Genomic DNA, 16,462 nt, shown 5'->3' with positions numbered 1-16,462 from the left:
CTGGGGCGGCCAGGACTGGCCGCCCGCTAGGAGCTTTTTTCTTATGGCAGTCAAGGTTCTGGTGGTGGATGACTCCGGGTTCTTCCGCCGCCGTGTTTCGGAAATCCTTTCTTCCGACCCCAATATCCAGGTGGTGGGTACCGCTACCAACGGGCGCGAAGCCATTGACCAGGCGCTGGCGCTCAAGCCCGACGTCATCACCATGGACTACGAGATGCCGATGATGGACGGCATCACCGCAGTGCGGCACATCATGCAGCGCTGCCCGACGCCGGTCCTGATGTTCTCCTCGCTGACCCACGAAGGCGCCCGCGTCACCCTCGACGCCCTGGATGCCGGTGCGGTGGACTTCCTGCCGAAGAACTTCGAGGACATCTCGCGCACCCCCGAGAAGGTCAAGCAGCTGCTCTGCGAGAAGGTGCACAGCATCGCCCGCAGCAACCGCCGCTACAGCAGTTTCAGCGCGCCGGCGCACTCGGCCCATCCGAGTCCGGCTCCGGCCAGCAGCGCCCCGGCGCGTCCGGCCCATGTCCCGGCACAGCCGAGCCACGCCGCGCCAGCTGCCCCGGCCAGCTCCGCCGCCCCAAAGCGTAAGGCCTACCGGCTGGTCGCCATCGGCACCTCTACCGGCGGGCCGGTTGCCCTGCAACGCGTGCTTACCCAACTGCCGGCCAATTTCCCGGCGCCCCTGGTGCTGATCCAGCACATGCCGGCGGCCTTCACCAAGGCCTTCGCCGAGCGCCTGGACAAGCTCTGCCGGATTTCCGTCAAGGAAGCCGAGGATGGCGACGTGCTGCGCCCGGGCCTGGCCCTGTTGGCGCCCGGTGGCAAGCAGATGATGGTCGACGCCCGTGGTGTGGTCCGCATCCTGCCCGGTGACGAGCGCCTCAACTACAAGCCCTGCGTGGACATCACCTTCGGCTCGGCGGCCAAGTCCTACAATGACAAGGTCCTGGCCGTGGTGCTGACCGGCATGGGCGCCGATGGACGTGAAGGCGCGCGCCTGCTGAAGCAGGGCGGCAGCCAGGTCTGGGCCCAGGACGAAGCCAGCTGCGTGATCTACGGCATGCCCATGGCGGTGGTGAAGGCCAACCTGGCCGACGCCGTGTATGGCCTGGACGATATCGGTCGCCACCTGGTCGAGGCGTGCATGTGATGGAGAAACCCAGGTAATGGATGTACTGAGCCTCATCGGGGTAATCCTGGCCTTCGTCGCCATCATCGGCGGCAATTACCTCGAAGGCGGCCACGCCGCGGCCCTGCTCAATGGACCCGCGGCGCTCATCGTTCTGGGCGGCACCCTGGGCGCGGCATTCCTGCAGACGCCCATGAGCATCTTCAAGCGCGCCCTGGCCATCATTCGCTGGATTCTCTTCCCGCCCCAGGTGGACCTCGCCGGTGGCATCACCCGCGTGGTGAACTGGAGCATGACCGCGCGCAAGGAAGGCCTGCTGGGCCTGGAGCCCGTGGCTGACGGCGAGCCCGATCCCTTCGCTCGCAAAGGCCTGCAACTGCTGGTGGATGGCGCCGAGCCGGAGTCCATCCGCAGCATCCTCGAAGTCGACCTCTTCACCCAGGAAGGCCGCGACCTGCAGGCCGCCAAGGTATTCGAGAGCATGGGCGGCTACGCGCCTACCATCGGCATCATCGGCGCCGTCATGGGGCTGATCCACGTCATGGGCAATCTGGCCGATCCCAGTCAGCTCGGCGGCGGCATCGCCGTGGCCTTCGTCGCCACCATCTACGGCGTCGGCTTCGCCAACCTGCTGCTGCTGCCCATCGGTAACAAGCTCAAATCCATCGCCATACGCCAGTCGCGTTATCGCGAGATGCTGCTGGAGGGCATCCTGTCCATCGCCGAAGGCGAGAACCCGCGCTCCATCGAACTCAAGCTGCAAGGCTTCATGGATTGAGGAACGGAGCATGGCGCGCAGGCGGCATCAGGAAGAACACGAGAATCACGAACGCTGGCTGGTGTCCTACGCGGACTTCATCACCCTGCTGTTCGCCTTCTTCGTGGTGATGTACTCCATCTCCTCGATCAACGAAGGCAAGTACAAGATCCTTTCCGAAACCCTGGTGGGCGTGTTCAACCAGCCGGACCGTTCGATCAAGCCGATCCCCGTGGGCGAGGAGAAACCGCGCACCACCGAGCCGGACCGTTCCATGGTGGAGGAGAGCGAGCGCACCCAGACGTCGATCGACGATCCGGGCGCCGATCCGTTGCAGGAGATCGCCCAGAGCATGCGTGACGCCTTTGGCGAGCTGATCAATTCCGACCAGGTGAACGTGCGCGGCAATGAGCTCTGGGTGGAGATCGAAATGAACTCCAGCCTGCTGTTCCCCAGCGGCGATGCCATCCCCAATGACACCGCGTTCAGCCTGATCGAGAAGGTCGCCAGGATTCTGTCGCCCTACGACAACCCGGTGCATGTGGAAGGCTTCACCGACAACATGCCGATCGCCACTTCGCAGTTCCCATCCAACTGGGAGCTGTCCACGGCCCGGGCCGCCAGCATCGTGCGGATGCTAGCGATGGATGGTGTGGCACCAGGACGCCTGGCGGCAGTGGGCTACGGTGAATTCCAGCCGGTGGCGGACAATGCCACCGCCGAAGGACGTTCGCGCAACCGCCGTGTGGTGCTGGTGATTTCCCGCAACCTCGATGTGCGCCGCGCCGTGAGCGGTGTCGGCAGTGCCAATGCGAAACCGGATGCCGCGTTGAAGCGGGCTGGCACGCAACCTGCACCAGCAGCGCCAGCACAGGCCCCTGAAACGGGTGCCGTCAATTCCCCGTCGCCTGCCCCGTAGGGCCGGTGAAGAGTCTCGGTGCCAGCGCAGCCGGGAGGATGAAGAAGATGAGAGTCTGGGCAGTAGCCAACCAAAAAGGTGGAGTCGGCAAGACCACCACATCCATCGCCCTCGCGGGCCTGCTGGCCGATGCCGGCAAGCGTGTCGTGGTGGTGGACCTCGACCCCCACGGGTCGATGACCAGCTATTTCGGGCATGACCCGGACACGCTGGAACACAGCTGCTTCGACCTGTTCCTGCACCAGGGCGGCGTGCCCGATGGCCTGTCGCGCGAACTGCTGCTGCAGACCAGCCACGAACGCATTTCCCTGCTGCCTTCCAGCACTGCACTGGCCACCCTGGAACGTCAGTCGCCGGGGCAGAATGGCCTCGGCCTGGTGATCGCCAAGAGCCTGGCGCAGCTCTGGCAGCAGTTCGACCACGCCATCATCGACAGCCCGCCGCTGCTCGGTGTGCTGATGGTCAACGCCCTGGCGGCCAGCCAGCAGTTGGTGATCCCGGTACAGACCGAATTCCTCGCGGTGAAGGGCCTGGAGCGCATGGTCAGCACCCTCGCCATGGTCAACCGCTCGCGCAAGCAGGCACTGCCCTACACCATCGTGCCGACCCTGTTCGACCGCCGGACCCAGGCGTCGCTCAACACCCTCAAGGTGCTGCGCAACAACTACCCGGAGAACCTCTGGCAGGCCTATATCCCGGTGGACACCCGCCTGCGGGATGCCAGTCGCGCCGGCGTCACGCCGTCCCAGTACGATGCCAACAGCCGTGGCGTGATTGCCTACCGCGCCTTGCTCAAGCACCTGCTCAGCCAACAACTGGCTGCCCAGGTGGCCTGAGATGCCGTGTGTCATCGATCGCCGGGGCTCAAGTGAAGGGCGCCGCCTGCCGATAGGCTCTACAGATCAATCCCGTGGGTTCCCAACATGAGTCGTCCCGTCGCCACCGCCACCCGCCCGCAACTGGCCCTGCAGTCTTACCTGGATGCGCTGTTGCACGAGGCCTCGGTCGAGTTGGCCGAAAGCATCAGCCGGGACGAATTCGAAGCCGCGGTGCTGGAAGAGCAGGTTCGTGATGCTCGCCTGACCCGCGTACTGGCCGAGGCGCCTCTGCTGGCGCCCGCGCCGGTGGCGCTGGCCATCGAGCCGGAAGTGGAACCGCTGCTGGTGCTGGAGCCCGAACTCCTGGCGCCGGCGCCTGTCGTGGCCGAGCCCGAAGCGCTACCGGTGCAGGCGCGCGTCGAACCGCTGGTGGAACTTGCTGTTTCCAATGCATCCCAGGCCGATGTGCCGCTGCTCATTGCCGAGGGCCGGCCGGCCTGGGGCGAGGAGCCCTTCGAGTGCCTGCTGTTCGACGTCGCCGGCCTGACCCTGGCCGTGCCCCTGGTGTCCCTCGGGTCCATCTACGCCCTGGCTGGCCAGGAACTGACGCCGCTATTCGGCCAGCCGGACTGGTTCCTCGGCATACTGCCGTGCCAGGCGGGCAACCTGAAGGTGCTGGATACCGCGCGTTGGGTGATGCCCGAGCGCTATCGCGACGACTTCCGCGAGGGCCTGCAGTACGTCATTTCGGTACAGGGCTACGAGTGGGGCCTGGCGGTGCATCAGGTCAGTCGCTCCATCCGCCTGGACCCGAATGAAATCAAATGGCGCAGCCAGCGTAGCCAGAGACCCTGGCTGGCCGGTACCGTGATCGAACATATGTGCGCGCTGCTGGATGTCTCGGCCCTTGCCGAGCTGATCGCCAGCGGCGCCATCAAGCGCATGTCGCTGAATTGAGGGGAGAGGTCCTGCAGGCTGCGGGGCCCTGTGAATAAGACAGCGGGTCAACCCGCGAACGCCGCCCTGGGTGGCTCAAGAGAGGCTAGGGAACATGAAGAAATCGTCCGCTCAAGGTGCCGAAGATCCCATCCTGCAATGGGTGACTTTCCGCCTGGACAACGAAACCTACGGCATCAACGTGATGCAGGTGCAGGAAGTCCTGCGCTACACCGAAATCGCGCCGGTGCCGGGGGCGCCGAGCTACGTGCTCGGCATCATCAACCTGCGCGGCAACGTGGTGACCGTGATCGACACCCGCCAGCGCTTCGGCCTCGGCCCGGCTCCGGTGACCGATAACACCCGCATCGTCATCATCGAGGCGGACAAGCAGGTGGTAGGCATCCTGGTCGACAGCGTGGCCGAGGTGGTTTACCTGCGTCAGTCCGAGATCGAGACCGCGCCCAACGTCGGCAACGACGAGTCCGCCAAGTTCATCCAGGGCGTCTGCAACAAGAACGGCGAACTGCTGATCCTCGTCGAACTGGACAAGATGATGAGCGAGGAAGAGTGGTCCGAGCTGGAGAGCATCTGAGTTGATCTGGATTGCACTGCTCGCGTTTGCCCTCGCCCTGGCCTGTGTGGTTCTGGGCTGGACCTGCCACCGGCTGGCCCAGCGCCTGCGCCAGGAGGTCGAGGCGCAGGCCGCGCGCGATGCGGTGCGTGACCAGAAGTTCAAGGAGCTGACGCGTCGCCTGGAGGCCTACCTGGAAGGCACCGTGCGCATGGGCGAAGAGCTCCACGAACTGCGCCGCGTGGTTGCGCCCCTGCCGGACAAGCTGAGCCAGCTCGAACAACGCGACCCCAGCAACCTTTCCTTCTCCCAGGCCGCGCGTCTGGTGGGGCTCGGCGCCAGCGTCGACGACCTCACCCAATCTTGCGGCCTGACCAAGGCCGAAGCCGAACTGGTGAGCAAGCTGCACCAGGCCCGGAAAGATTACGACTGAGCCATCCCCGGACGCGTTGCGTTCGTCTCGTCCGGGCGCTCCATTCGCGGGGCGCCAATCTATCCCTGGATCACCCGCACCTCCATCGCCACGCCGCCGACGATCCTGCCGTTTTCCCGCTGCACCAGATCGACGGTGAAACGTGAGCCGCGCTTGGCATTGCCCGGAACCTGGACCCGCAATCCGACCCGAAGCGCTTCCGATGGTCGCAGGAGTACCGGCAGTCGCGTGTGCTCTCCGTGGGCGAAGGCGAGCTCCAGTGCCCCCGGAAATTGTTCGGCGAGACGTTCCGGCGCGTGGCTGGTGAGCATCGTCGCGGCGAAGGCCGTCCCGTTGTCCTGATGGCTGCAGGAGCAATCCAGCCGTGAGGCGTCCTGGTGCGGCGGTGCTACCGGCAGCACACGGGCACTGCCCCGGACTGAGGCTGGCAGCGCGCGTTTCTCCAGCAACAGTCCCGCCGCCAGTGCTTCGAGTCCCTTCGGCCGCACCAGCTCAAGCTGGACGGTGCGCGAGAGTCGCGGTCGCAGGTTGATCGCCAACAGGGGCAGTACGATCCAGGCGTTCGGTGCCAGGTCGACCACCGTCAGGTTCTTCTGCGCCAGGTTGTTCTGTTCCCAGACATGGCGCCCCGCCTGCGGGCGGTCGAAACGGGTGAAGACACTGGCCAGCAGGCAGGGATGGCTGCCGGTGGGGGGGATTGCCGAGCGCGGCAGGCGCGCCTTGAGGATGCGGCTTTCGCCGGGACCGAGGTCGAAGGCGGCGGCTGCCGTCACGGCGGGCAGGAAGTCGGACGGATAAGTGAACTGGCTGCCGGCGTATTGCTTGATGTTGAAGCTGACCACCAGGTGGCGCGCAGTGGCGGTGGCACTGCGATTGCGCACGCGTGCGTGGATCCAGTTGTCCTGGCCGTATTCCGGGTTCTGGTGCTCCAGTCCGTCGTCGTCCTGGTTGCGCACCCAGAGGTCGGGCGAGTCCCAGAAACGGCCGGGCCAATCATTGGCGCCAGGATCGGCTGCGTCATCGCGCAGCCAGAGATCGGGCAGCGGCGCTGGATCGGCAAAACCGTAGACGAAACGGTGAAAGGCGTCCACGCAGTCCGGCTGTCCGGTGCGCGCCAGGAGGTGGCATTCGATGTCTTCGCTGCGGACCGGGCGCGCGTGGCGAGCCTGGTAGAAGGCGCGCATCTGGTCGCGCAAGGCGGCTGCCCCGGTCAATGCGGCGATGCCTTTCCAGAGGCGTTCACCGGCGCCATAAGCGTCGAGGTGGGTAACCCTGACCCAAGGGTTGCGAGGGCAAAGAGCCAGGGCAGGGGCTGTGAAGTCGAGAGGCTGCACGCCCCCGGCGCCGTTGTCGTTGTAGACCGTCCAGGCTTCGTCGAACCAGGCGTCGGGCTGGCTTGCCGGCTTCAGGCCGCGTGCCCACCAGCTGTGGTACGCCTCGTGGCGCAGCGGACCGGTACCGCTGGTGGTGCCGCCGTCGTACTCCATGCCGCCCTGGTGGATGAAGGCGGTGAAGCGCCCGCCATGGACGTAGCGCCCGGAGCTGTTCTCGTTGTCCGCGAGGAATCCGGCAATGGAACTGGCCTGGGTGGCGACGTTCACCGCGCTGCTGGCGAGCTTCCAGGCCGTCACCGCCACGGCGCCGCCCGAGACTGGCAGCACGGTATTGACCGTGGCGCTCTGCAGGCTGTCGCTCGGGCGCAGTTCCAGCAATGGCGAGAAGGCCGTGCTGCGTGCCGGAAAGGCGATGCTCCAGTGATTGCTGCCGAGGGCGCTGACCGTACCGTTGCTGATGGGCGTGTGGGCGACTGGCGTGTTCAGGAGCTGCAGGTCGAGCAGCAGTTCGAATTGGTCGTAGATCAGGTTCGCCGGGACGAATGCTTCGAGGTAGCGTCCTGCGCCGAGGTCGGTGAAGCCGAAGTTGAACACCAGCCGGGGACCTGCGCTCCAGGTGATCTGCGGCGCGTAGGAACCCGCAGTCGATGCTTGCGGCATGCCGACCGTGTAGGTCAGGCGCAGGCTGTGGGTGCTGCCGGCCTCCAGCACGCGGGCGAGCACGCGCAGGCTGGCGTTGGCGCCGCCGCCGAAATCGTGTGCGGCCACGTCGGCGAGTGGAATGGGGGCGCCGTCCAGCCAAGCGCCTGTGGGCGTCTGGCGCAGGTCGAAGATGGGGCAGCCGGCATTGACGCCCAAGCGGAATTCGAAGGTGGCGTCGCCACTGGCCTGTTGAGTCGCCGCGACAAAAGTGAGCGCAGCCTCGATTCGGGCGATGTCCACCGGCACGGCCCAGAGCCCATCCACGAGGCGGGGCGGTGGCGCCAGGTCGAGGTTGGTGCCTGAGGTATCAGCCAGGGACGGCAGCAGGTGCAGCAGTCCGGCGAGGCCGGTGGCACATTCGCCGTCGCCAGGCACACAGGCGCTGCCATTGCGCTTGAGTATCGCGCGCCATCCATAGCCACGTGCGGCGAGCACGTCTGGCGCAGATTCACTGATGAAGATCGCGCGCTCACTGGCAGCGTCATGCTTCGCCTTTTGCCGGGCCAGGTCGAAGACGGGTTGTGCCGGTTTGCCGACATTACCGGGGATTTCGGTGGACAGGGTGATGAGGCCGGGTTCGATGTATCGGCCCAGGTGCAATTGGTCGAGTTGTGCCTGGACGGCCGCGACTGTGGTGCCGGCCGTCTGGTTGCTCAAAAGGCCCAGGCGGTAGCCGCGCGCCTTGAGGATCTGCAGGCAGTCGAGGGTGTCGGCGTAGCGCTGGCGCACGCCGCCCACGGTGGTGACCAGCGTGTCGCCCAGATCGAAGAAGATCGTGGTGGGGTAGGGGCCTGGCATATCGCCCTCCTGGCAATGATTCAGGCCGGCGTCTCAGGCATCGCGGCGATAGGTGATGCGGCAACCCGAGGCATCGGTGATGGTGAGGGTGTCGTGGTCCACCTGGTAGCTGTAGGCGACCACGGCGTCATTGGCGGTGGAGAGCGCGAGCCTGCCCGGTGCGTGGATGGCCCAGGTGCCGCCGTCCCACCAGGTGAAGGTGTCGGGAGGGGAGGCCTGCCCGAAATAGAGTCCGTTGGCCTGGAAGTGAAGGTGGCCCGCATAGCCTTTCGCAGCGGCGGCCTCCGTGCTCCTTCGCCATTGGCCTACCAGTCGCGTATCCAGCTCTGTCATTCGTGTGTCTCCGTAAAGGCTGGCGCGCCGGCCCAGGCCGGCGCGCCAGGTTTTCGCTACGCGTTACTTGGCGCGTGCCAGTGCGGCTGGCTTGGCTTTGCCCTTGAGCGCTTTTGCCAGGTCCTTGGTGGCGGCGCCGCCCGCGTCATCGATCAGTGAGACCAGCTTGTCGCGCTCGGCATCGCTCATCACAACGTCGTGCTCAAGCAGTGCCGCGGCAGCCTTGGCGTCGGGCTTGCGCTTGAGGAAGCGGCGCGCCAGTCGTTTGGCGGCGACGGCGGCAAAGTGGGGTCTCAGCACTGCCGAGTCGAGTGCCGCGTCCAGTGCCGCCAGGCCTTCGTCGAGGTGATCCCCACCCAGTGCGAGCACCAGGTGCAGGTCAGGCGTGGCGAGCACCTTGTGCGCGGCTTCTGCGTGGCGGGCGTCCACAGCAGCGGTGACCATCACGGTCGTGCTGCCGGCCGCATGGGCGACCATGCCGTCGATCTCCCAGTGCACTTCGACCCGGACGTCATGGATGCCCGGCACGCCGAAGAGTGCGCCTTCGGCTCCGCGCAGGAGCGTCATGGAGCCTTCCAGGCGCTCGCCGGATTGCAGTACGCGGAACGGACGGTCTTCGATGCAGTGCACCATGGTGCGGAAGCTGCGCACGCTGCCTGCCGGGTCTGCGACGCTGCCGCTGACGAAGTCGCTCTTCAGGCTCAGGGTCGCGGGTACCCGGACGGGTTGGTCCCCTCGATTGACCAGGGCCACGCCGACACGTACGGGGGCACCCAATGGCACTTCGCCGAGCAGCGGAGTGACCTCCACCGCCAGGCCGAAGACTTCGGCTTCGAGGTCGGTCGGGGTGATGCTCGGGGTGCTGGTGGACGCACTGCCGAAGGCCACTGAACCGGGACGCACGAATGGGTCGGGGTAGTGGCGCAGCTGCTTGAGGTTGTCCGGGTGGAAGGACCACTGGATGTTGCTGGGGAAGGGGGTGGCCGGTGTGCCGGCGCTGGCGATCACGTCGCTGGTGCACATGAAGCCGTGGTCGGCGAAGTTGTGATAGAGCCCCATGGCATGCCCCAGTTCATGCACCGCGGTGCGGAAGTATGGCGCCGCCGCTGTACCGAAACGCTGGCCGCTGACCGTGCCCCAGCCGGGGTCGATGATCCAGTGCGAGGCGATGCCGAGCCCTTCACGGGGCACATTGTTGGAGTCGGTGCCGCTGGCGTCGTACATGATCCCGCGCGGCGTGGAGTCGATGTTCTTCACCGCGAGGATGTGGTAGCGCCATTCGCTGTCGAGGTTCACCACCGCGCGGCGCGCCAGCATCGCAGCGTGCATCTCGGCGTCGGACCAGGAGTTGCCGGAGGGTTCGGCGACGTTGGTGTCGCTGAGGTTCACTGCGGTCTGCCAGCCGATTGCGTCCATCACCGTCGCCCAGGTGTGGCCGATGCCGCTATTGGTGGGCCGTTCGGAACCGGACACCGTGTCGATCTCGATGCTGCAGCGGCGGAAGTAGCTCGACAGCCAGCCCATGGTCAGGCGTCCGACCACCGTGTTGGCGGCGTTCTTCACGTCGCCCTCGGCGTAGTCGGATGGCGAGGGATAGCCGGCCGGCGCGGTCATTCGTGTCATCTGCGCGGTGAGGGTGGACTCCAGCACCCAGCTGTTCGGCGCGGTGAAGCGGTAGAGCTGGAAGCTGAGGCCGAAGCTGTTGCCGAGGTAGAAGTACTCCGGCAATGCGGTCACCCGGATGTAATAGCGGTAGCGCGAGCGCGCCAGGATCGGGATGCCCGATGCCGGATTGGGCCCGGCGAGGAGGATCGGCTTGAGCGGCAGGTCGTGGGTGGCCACCGGCTGCCCCTGGAGCACCGGGAAGGGCATAGGGATGGGGATCGGCAGGAAGATCACCGGTCGCTGGTAGAGGTCGCCGCTGGCGGTGCGCCCGTCGCTGTGGCTTTCCACGCGCAGGGTCCCGTCGTAGGACACCAGCGGGGCGCCGCTCGGCTTGTAGTTCAGCAGCCAGCAGCCGGCGCGCACGCTGCGGATAGGCGGAAGGGTGATGCGTCCCGGCACCGGTAGCGGCAGATTGGGATTGAGCGCGGTGGTGACGGGGGCGGGACCGTCTTCCTGGGTCGGCAGGATCAGGTCGGGCATGGGGGGGACGCTGTTTTGTTCTGGCAGGTTGGACACGTCGAACACTCCTATTCAACAAGGGGCGCACCCTGCCCGTGGAATCCAGCTTGCACGCGAGCGACTGCACATCCGGTACGGTGCCCTTGAATTTGTCTCCTTCGATGAGGTTGGGTCATGCACGGCGACAATCGCATGACGTCAAAAATTATGGGTCCGCAGTGGCTCCTGTAAAACACCGCTCATCGGCTGGAAGCCGCTTGGGACGCGGGTTCCAGCTATTTCGGAGTTGGCAGGAAGCGGGTTAGCGCGGAGTGTTCTTAGCCTGTCGTCGGGCCACATTGGATGCATCGGGTCGGGGCATGCGGACTGACCTAAGCTGAAATTCCGGGGCTTCTCTCCGGGGAGGTCCGGCGATGCGTCTACTTCCGATTCTGTTTTTCTGCCTGGTGTCGTATCTGCAAGCCCAGGAGGCCCCCATGGAAGTAGAGGGCGCAATGACGGTGAATGTGCTGCAGGCACGTTACCTGTATGAACGCGGGGCGATTTTTATCGATGTGCGACCCACGCGCGAATGGACCTGGGGCCACATCCACGGTGCCCTGCACCTCGACCTGCTCGATCGTTTCAACGACCTGGCCCAGCCGCAATGGCCGAGGCAGATGCCATTGGTGATCTATTGCGACAGCGAGGTCTGCCCCCACGGCGCCCACGCGGTGAAGATGGCCGTGAGTTGGGGTTACCGGCAGGTCTTCTACTTCCGCGAAGGCTATTTCGCCTGGCAGTTGCTGGATTTCCCGCAAGGCAAGGGCCTGGAGGGCGAGCGGCTGGTGTTCAGCCGGCCGGTCCAGTGAGTAGCGGCGGGGCGGGGGAGATGTCGCGCTCGGCGTCCGGGTCGAAGTCCGCGGGGCATTTGCCCTTGAGGTACCAGGCGAAGGCGATGATCTCCGCGATGGTGCGGTAAAGCGCCTCGGGAATGGCATCGCCCAGTTCCAGGCGCGCCAGCAGGCGCACCAGCTCGGCGTTTTCGTAGATGGGCACTTCGTACTCGCGGGCGATGGCGAGGATGGCTTCGGCCAGTTCGTCGTCACCCTTGGCGGTCAGGTTGGGGGCACTGGCACCGTCGTAGGAGAGGGCGATGGCCTGGCGGGGTTTCTTGCTCATGCGGTTTCGTCTACCCAGCGCTGCTCTAGTTGAGTTCTTTGTCCTCGTGGCGGCTTGCCCTGGTTGCAGGCCAGCTCGCCGACGGTCAGGCCGGCCGCCAGCAGGCGATCGCGCAGGTTCGGCAGTTCGCGATCGATCAGTCCGGCGGTGACGGCGCGCTCCGCCCAAAGCTGGCTGGACAGGCTGCCCTGGACCAGTTGCGCCTGGACCTGCAGCGGCCCCAGTGGCTCCAGGTCGAAGGCCAGTTCGATGCGCCAGAGGCTTTCCTTGCGCTCGCTCTTTTCCTGCTTTCCCTCCTGCTCCTGCTGCAGCTTGATCTGTAGCGGCACGATCTCCTGTTGATTGCGCATCGGCACTTCGAGCTGCCAGGTGGTCAGCAGGTTGCCTTCGGGCGTCACCTGGGTCTGGGCGAGGCTGGAGAGCTGATGGGTCTGCAGCCGGGAGACGGCGGCTGCGGCCAGCTTGAGCAGGGTTTCCAGGTCGCCTTCTTCTTCGGCCGTCTGCGCCAGGCGCGAGGGCAGTGGGAAGCTGAGTGCCTGCTGGCGTGCATTGGCCTGGCCGAGGGCGCCCAGGGCGCTACGGATGAAGGCCGGCAGGGCCTGGGCCATGGCGTTGCTGGTGCCGGTGGTGGGCAGACTGGTGGGCGTAGGCAGGGCGGGTAGCAGCTGGGCGATCAGGCGCAGCAGGTTGGCCTTGAAGTCCTGGGGCAGGGCGCTGGCCTGGCCCGCCAGCAGACGTGATTCCAGCAGCGCGCCGCTGTTTTCCAGGGCGGCGGCCAGGGCCTTGGGATCGCCGAGCTGGCGGATGTCGGGCAGGGCGCCGAGCAGCTTGTCCATGGCGGCGCGCAGGCTGTCCGGCAGGTTCTCGCGGCCGGTGGACTGCAATGCACCCATCAGGGCTTCGAGGGAGCCCTGGCGGTTCTGTTGTCCGGCCAGTTGCTGGGTGAGTTCGAGCTGGTCGAGCTGCGTCGCCAGGGGCAGGAATTGCAGCATCTGGCTGCCCTGCACCTGGGCGCTGAGCAGGCTGCCGATGGCCAGCGGGCGAGGGCTTTCGATGTTGAGCAGGCTCCCGGCCAGCGGGGTGTTGAGCACATTGACCAGCACCTTGTAGACCGCCGCCTGGGCCTTGCCCTGGGTGGCCAACTCGCTGGACACCACCTTGCCCTGAACCAGGGTTCCCACCGGCAACAGGTCGAGGTCGAGACTGCCAAGGGCGCGCTCGCCGCCCTTGAGGGCCATGACCAGGCGGGTATCGGACAGGGCGGTGATGTTGAGCAGGCTGCCCTGGACCAGCGGGCGCGGGCTGCTGGCTTCCAGGGTGGCCTGGCTACCGTTGCCCAGGGTCAGCTTGAGCAGGACCTGGAAGCTCTGCGCCGTTTCCTTCAGCGCAATGACTTCGGCGTCGGCGCTTTCCCCGGTAGAGAGCAGGCCGTCGAGCGGTTGCAGCAGCTTGAGCGCCATGTCCACGGGGTTCTGCGCGGGGCGGACGGCGGGTTGGGTCGGCGGGAGAGGACGCGTACCGCTGATTTCGGTCATAGAAGGGGTTACAACCTGTCGAAAAAGCTCGCTTCGGGGGTGGGGGTTGGCATGTATAATGCCGCCCCGTCCGGGCCGGCTGCGAGCCTTGGAGTTCCCCAGTATAGCGGCCGGCACCTCCCTGACTTGAATACATCCCGGGTACCCATGCCGTGACCAGTCCCTATCTCGAGACCGTGGCCCTCGCCTGCGAGCGGGACTGGCGTCTGCTGTTCGAGCGGCTGGACCTGCAATTGGCCCGGGGCGAGATGCTCCAGGTCGCCGGCCCCAATGGCAGCGGCAAGACCAGTCTGCTGCGCCTGCTCTGCGGCCTGATGCAGCCTACCGCCGGGGAAGTCCGCCTGAACGGCAAGCCGCTGGCCAGCCAGCGCAGCGAACTGGCGCGCAATCTCCTGTGGATTGGCCATGCCGCCGGCATCAAGGGATTGCTGACCCCGGAGGAAAACCTCCGCTGGCTCTGTGCCCTGCACCAGCCCGCCGAGCGCGACGCCATCTGGCGGGCGTTGGAGGCCGTGGGGCTGCGCGGTTTCGAAGATGTGCCCTGTCACACCCTGTCCGCCGGCCAGCAGCGTCGTGTTGCCCTGGCACGCCTGTACCTGGACGCGCCGCCCCTGTGGATTCTCGACGAACCCTTCACTGCCCTCGACAAGCAGGGCGTCGCCCAGCTCGAAGCGCATCTTGCGGCGCACTGCGAGCAGGGCGGTCTGGTGGTCTTCACCACCCACCACACCATGGGTCAGGTGCCCGCCGGTTATCGTGAACTTGACCTGGGGCAGCGCCGCGCATGAGTAACGTCTTCACCCTGCTGGTCGCCCGCGAAGCACGCCTGCTGGTACGCCGTCCGGCGGAATTGGCCAACCCGCTGGTGTTCTTCGCCATAGTGGTCGCATTGTTCCCGCTGGCCGTTGGTCCCGAGACCCAATTGTTGCAAAGCCTTTCTCCCGGTCTGGTCTGGGTGGCTGCCCTGTTGGCCGTGCTGCTCTCGCTGGACGGCCTTTTCCGCAGTGATTTCGAGGACGGTTCCCTCGAACAGTGGGTCGTTTCGCCGCACCCCCTGCCGCTTCTGGTCCTGGCCAAGGTGCTGGCACACTGGCTTTTTTCCGGATTGGCCCTCGTACTGCTGGCGCCGCTGCTGGCGCTGATGCTCGGTTTGCCTGCGCGTTGCCTGCCGGTGCTGCTGCTCTCGCTGCTGCTCGGTACCCCGGTGCTGAGCCTGCTGGGCGCCGTCGGCGCCGCACTGACCGTAGGGCTCAAGCGTGGTGGCCTGCTGCTGGCGCTGCTGATCCTGCCGCTGTACATCCCGGTGCTGATTCTCGGCAGCGGGGCGTTGCAGGCGGCCTTGCAAGGACTGCCGACCGTCGGCCACCTGTTGTGGCTGGCGAGTCTCACCGCCCTGGCGGTGACCCTGACACCCTTTGCCATTGCCGCCGGCCTGACCATCAGCGTCGGTGAATAAGAAATAGAGTTGCCTGACCATGAGAAAGCTGTCGATGTCCGAACAGGCTCAAGCGCCAAGCGGGTGGTCCCGATGAACTGGACCTGGTTCCATAAGCTTGGCTCACCGAAATGGTTCTACGAGATCAGCGGCCGCTGGCTGCCCTGGCTCGCCTGGGGGGCTGTGATCCTGATCGCTGTCGGCCTGGTCTGGGGCCTGGCCTTCGCGCCGCCGGACTACCAGCAGGGCAACAGCTTCCGCATCATCTATATCCACGTGCCTGCAGCCTTCCTCGCCCAGTCCTGCTACATCATGCTCGCCGTGTGCGGGGTGGTTGGCCTGGTCTGGAAGATGAAAATCGCCGACGTCGCCCTGCAGGCCGCCGCACCCATCGGTGCCTGGATGACCTTCGTGGCGCTGGTTACCGGCGCCATCTGGGGCAAGCCGACCTGGGGCGCCTGGTGGGTGTGGGATGCCCGACTGACGTCGATGCTCATCCTCCTTTTCCTGTACTTCGGTGTGATTGCCCTCGGCCAGGCGATCAGCAATCGTGACAGTGCCGCCAAGGCCTGTGCGGTGCTGGCCATCGTCGGCGTGATCAACATCCCGATCATCAAGTACTCGGTGGAGTGGTGGAACACCCTGCACCAGCCGGCCACCTTCAAGATCACCGAGAAACCGGCCATGCCCGCGGAAATGTGGGTGCCGCTGCTGATCATGGTGCTCGGCTTCTACTGCTTCTTCGGCGCCGTGACGCTGATGCGCATGCGCCTGGAAGTACTCAAGCGCGAGTCCCGCGCCAGCTGGGCCAAGGCTGAGATTCAGGCACAAGTGGGTAAGGTCTGATGAGTTTTTCTTCCTTCACCGATTTTCTCGCCATGGGCAACCATGGCCTGTATGTCTGGACCGCCTATGGCATCAGCCTGGTGGTTCTGGCCATCAACGTCGCCATGCCGCTGATCGCGCGGCGCCGTTACCTGCAAGACGAGGCGCGCCGTCTGCGCCGGGAGGAGTCGAAGTGAATCCGGTTCGCAAGAAGCGCCTGTACATCATCCTGGCCATCCTGGCCGGTGTGGGAGTCGCCGTGGCGCTGGCGCTGTCCGCGCTGCAGCAGAACATCAACCTGTTCTACACCCCCACCCAAATCGCCAACGGCGAAGCCCCCCAGGACACCCGCATCCGCGCCGGTGGCATGGTGGAAAAGGGCTCGGTGCAGCGCAGTGGTGACTCCCTGGACGTGCAATTCGTGGTGACCGACTTCGCCAAGAGCGTGACCATCCGCTATCACGGCATCCTTCCTGACCTGTTCCGTGAAGGGCAGGGTATCGTCGCCCTCGGCAAGCTGAATGGCGACGGCGTACTGGTGGCTGACGAAGTGCTGGCCAAGCACGACGAGAACTACATGCCGCCGGAAGTGACCAAGGCCCTCAAGGAAAGCGGCCAGCTCCCCAAGAAAGAGGGTTGATTC

General features: G+C 65.8%; 18 protein-coding genes. 13 read left to right on the top strand and 5 right to left on the bottom strand.

Annotated elements, in window-relative coordinates; translation table 11 throughout:
• The first annotated feature begins 43 nt into the window (after positions 1-43).
• From E8F06_RS16990 to E8F06_RS16960, 7 genes are all read left to right on the top strand, one after another.
• The gene (locus E8F06_RS16990; RefSeq protein WP_271470710.1) at positions 44-1,156 is read left to right on the top strand and encodes a chemotaxis response regulator protein-glutamate methylesterase; all 1,113 of its coding nucleotides are present in this window, start codon (positions 44-46) and stop codon (positions 1,154-1,156) included.
• A 16-nt stretch (positions 1,157-1,172) separates the two neighbouring features.
• Positions 1,173-1,913: a flagellar motor protein gene (locus E8F06_RS16985; protein WP_190830117.1), complete on the top strand. Its 741-nt coding sequence runs from the start codon at positions 1,173-1,175 to the stop codon at positions 1,911-1,913.
• Positions 1,914-1,923: 10 nt separating this feature from the next.
• Entirely contained in the window at positions 1,924-2,811 is an 888-nt protein-coding gene (motD, locus tag E8F06_RS16980) for a flagellar motor protein MotD (protein ID WP_280369370.1), read from the top strand.
• A 47-nt stretch (positions 2,812-2,858) separates the two neighbouring features.
• Complete coding sequence (locus E8F06_RS16975) at positions 2,859-3,647, top strand: ParA family protein (protein WP_280369367.1); 789 nt, start codon at positions 2,859-2,861, stop codon at positions 3,645-3,647.
• 87 nt (positions 3,648-3,734) lie between these two features.
• The gene (locus E8F06_RS16970) at positions 3,735-4,586 is read left to right on the top strand and encodes a CheW domain-containing protein (protein WP_280369364.1); all 852 of its coding nucleotides are present in this window, start codon (positions 3,735-3,737) and stop codon (positions 4,584-4,586) included.
• A gap of 94 nt (positions 4,587-4,680) precedes the next feature.
• Positions 4,681-5,160, top strand: coding sequence for a chemotaxis protein CheW (locus E8F06_RS16965; RefSeq protein ID WP_016493839.1), 480 nt, complete (start codon positions 4,681-4,683; stop codon positions 5,158-5,160).
• Position 5,161: 1 nt separating this feature from the next.
• Positions 5,162-5,572 (top strand): DUF2802 domain-containing protein, encoded by a 411-nt coding sequence (locus E8F06_RS16960; RefSeq protein WP_280369361.1) that lies wholly within the window; start codon positions 5,162-5,164, stop codon positions 5,570-5,572.
• Between the two features lie 59 nt (positions 5,573-5,631).
• On the opposite strand, the gene E8F06_RS16955 is transcribed toward E8F06_RS16960, so the two are convergent.
• From E8F06_RS16955 to E8F06_RS16945, 3 genes are all read right to left on the bottom strand, one after another.
• A complete protein-coding gene (locus E8F06_RS16955) occupies positions 5,632-8,406 on the bottom strand; it encodes an HAD family hydrolase (RefSeq protein WP_280369359.1) in 2,775 nt (924 codons plus the stop codon).
• Between the two features lie 33 nt (positions 8,407-8,439).
• Positions 8,440-8,739, bottom strand: a complete 300-nt coding sequence (locus tag E8F06_RS16950; protein WP_280369356.1) for a hypothetical protein — start codon at positions 8,737-8,739, stop codon at positions 8,440-8,442.
• A 63-nt stretch (positions 8,740-8,802) separates the two neighbouring features.
• Complete coding sequence (locus E8F06_RS16945; RefSeq protein ID WP_280369353.1) at positions 8,803-10,884, bottom strand: hypothetical protein; 2,082 nt, start codon at positions 10,882-10,884, stop codon at positions 8,803-8,805.
• 392 nt (positions 10,885-11,276) lie between these two features.
• Between E8F06_RS16945 and E8F06_RS16940 the strand changes: the two genes are divergently transcribed.
• The gene (locus tag E8F06_RS16940) at positions 11,277-11,714 is read left to right on the top strand and encodes a rhodanese-like domain-containing protein (RefSeq protein ID WP_280369351.1); all 438 of its coding nucleotides are present in this window, start codon (positions 11,277-11,279) and stop codon (positions 11,712-11,714) included.
• Here E8F06_RS16940 and E8F06_RS16935 read toward each other — a convergent pair.
• Both E8F06_RS16935 and E8F06_RS16930 read right to left on the bottom strand, forming a co-directional pair.
• Positions 11,695-12,024, bottom strand: coding sequence for an EscU/YscU/HrcU family type III secretion system export apparatus switch protein (locus tag E8F06_RS16935; protein WP_280369348.1), 330 nt, complete (start codon positions 12,022-12,024; stop codon positions 11,695-11,697). The genes E8F06_RS16940 and E8F06_RS16935 overlap by 20 nt on opposite strands.
• Complete coding sequence (locus tag E8F06_RS16930; protein WP_280369346.1) at positions 12,021-13,559, bottom strand: flagellar hook-length control protein FliK; 1,539 nt, start codon at positions 13,557-13,559, stop codon at positions 12,021-12,023. The genes E8F06_RS16935 and E8F06_RS16930 overlap by 4 nt, the downstream gene beginning before the upstream one ends.
• Positions 13,560-13,693: 134 nt before the next feature.
• Here E8F06_RS16930 and ccmA point away from each other — a divergent pair, with 134 nt between their 5' ends.
• From ccmA to ccmE, 5 genes are all read left to right on the top strand, one after another.
• Positions 13,694-14,347 (top strand): cytochrome c biogenesis heme-transporting ATPase CcmA, encoded by a 654-nt coding sequence (gene ccmA / locus E8F06_RS16925; protein ID WP_190830549.1) that lies wholly within the window; start codon positions 13,694-13,696, stop codon positions 14,345-14,347.
• Entirely contained in the window at positions 14,344-15,015 is a 672-nt protein-coding gene (ccmB, locus tag E8F06_RS16920; protein WP_028626578.1) for a heme exporter protein CcmB, read from the top strand. Before ccmA ends, ccmB begins: the two co-directional genes overlap by 4 nt.
• Before the next feature lie 72 nt (positions 15,016-15,087).
• A complete protein-coding gene (locus E8F06_RS16915; protein ID WP_280369344.1) occupies positions 15,088-15,840 on the top strand; it encodes a heme ABC transporter permease in 753 nt (250 codons plus the stop codon).
• Positions 15,840-16,016 (top strand): heme exporter protein CcmD, encoded by a 177-nt coding sequence (gene ccmD, locus E8F06_RS16910; RefSeq protein ID WP_151132657.1) that lies wholly within the window; start codon positions 15,840-15,842, stop codon positions 16,014-16,016. Before E8F06_RS16915 ends, ccmD begins: the two co-directional genes overlap by 1 nt.
• The gene (gene ccmE, locus E8F06_RS16905) at positions 16,013-16,459 is read left to right on the top strand and encodes a cytochrome c maturation protein CcmE (RefSeq protein WP_190830097.1); all 447 of its coding nucleotides are present in this window, start codon (positions 16,013-16,015) and stop codon (positions 16,457-16,459) included. Before ccmD ends, ccmE begins: the two co-directional genes overlap by 4 nt.
• Positions 16,460-16,462 lie beyond the last annotated feature (3 nt).

The organism is Pseudomonas sp. BN411 (assembly GCF_029871235.1).
GTDB lineage: Bacteria > Pseudomonadota > Gammaproteobacteria > Pseudomonadales > Pseudomonadaceae > Metapseudomonas.
The sequence above is the reverse complement of the archived record's forward strand: the minus strand, read 5'-3'. Positions and strand labels throughout refer to the sequence as shown.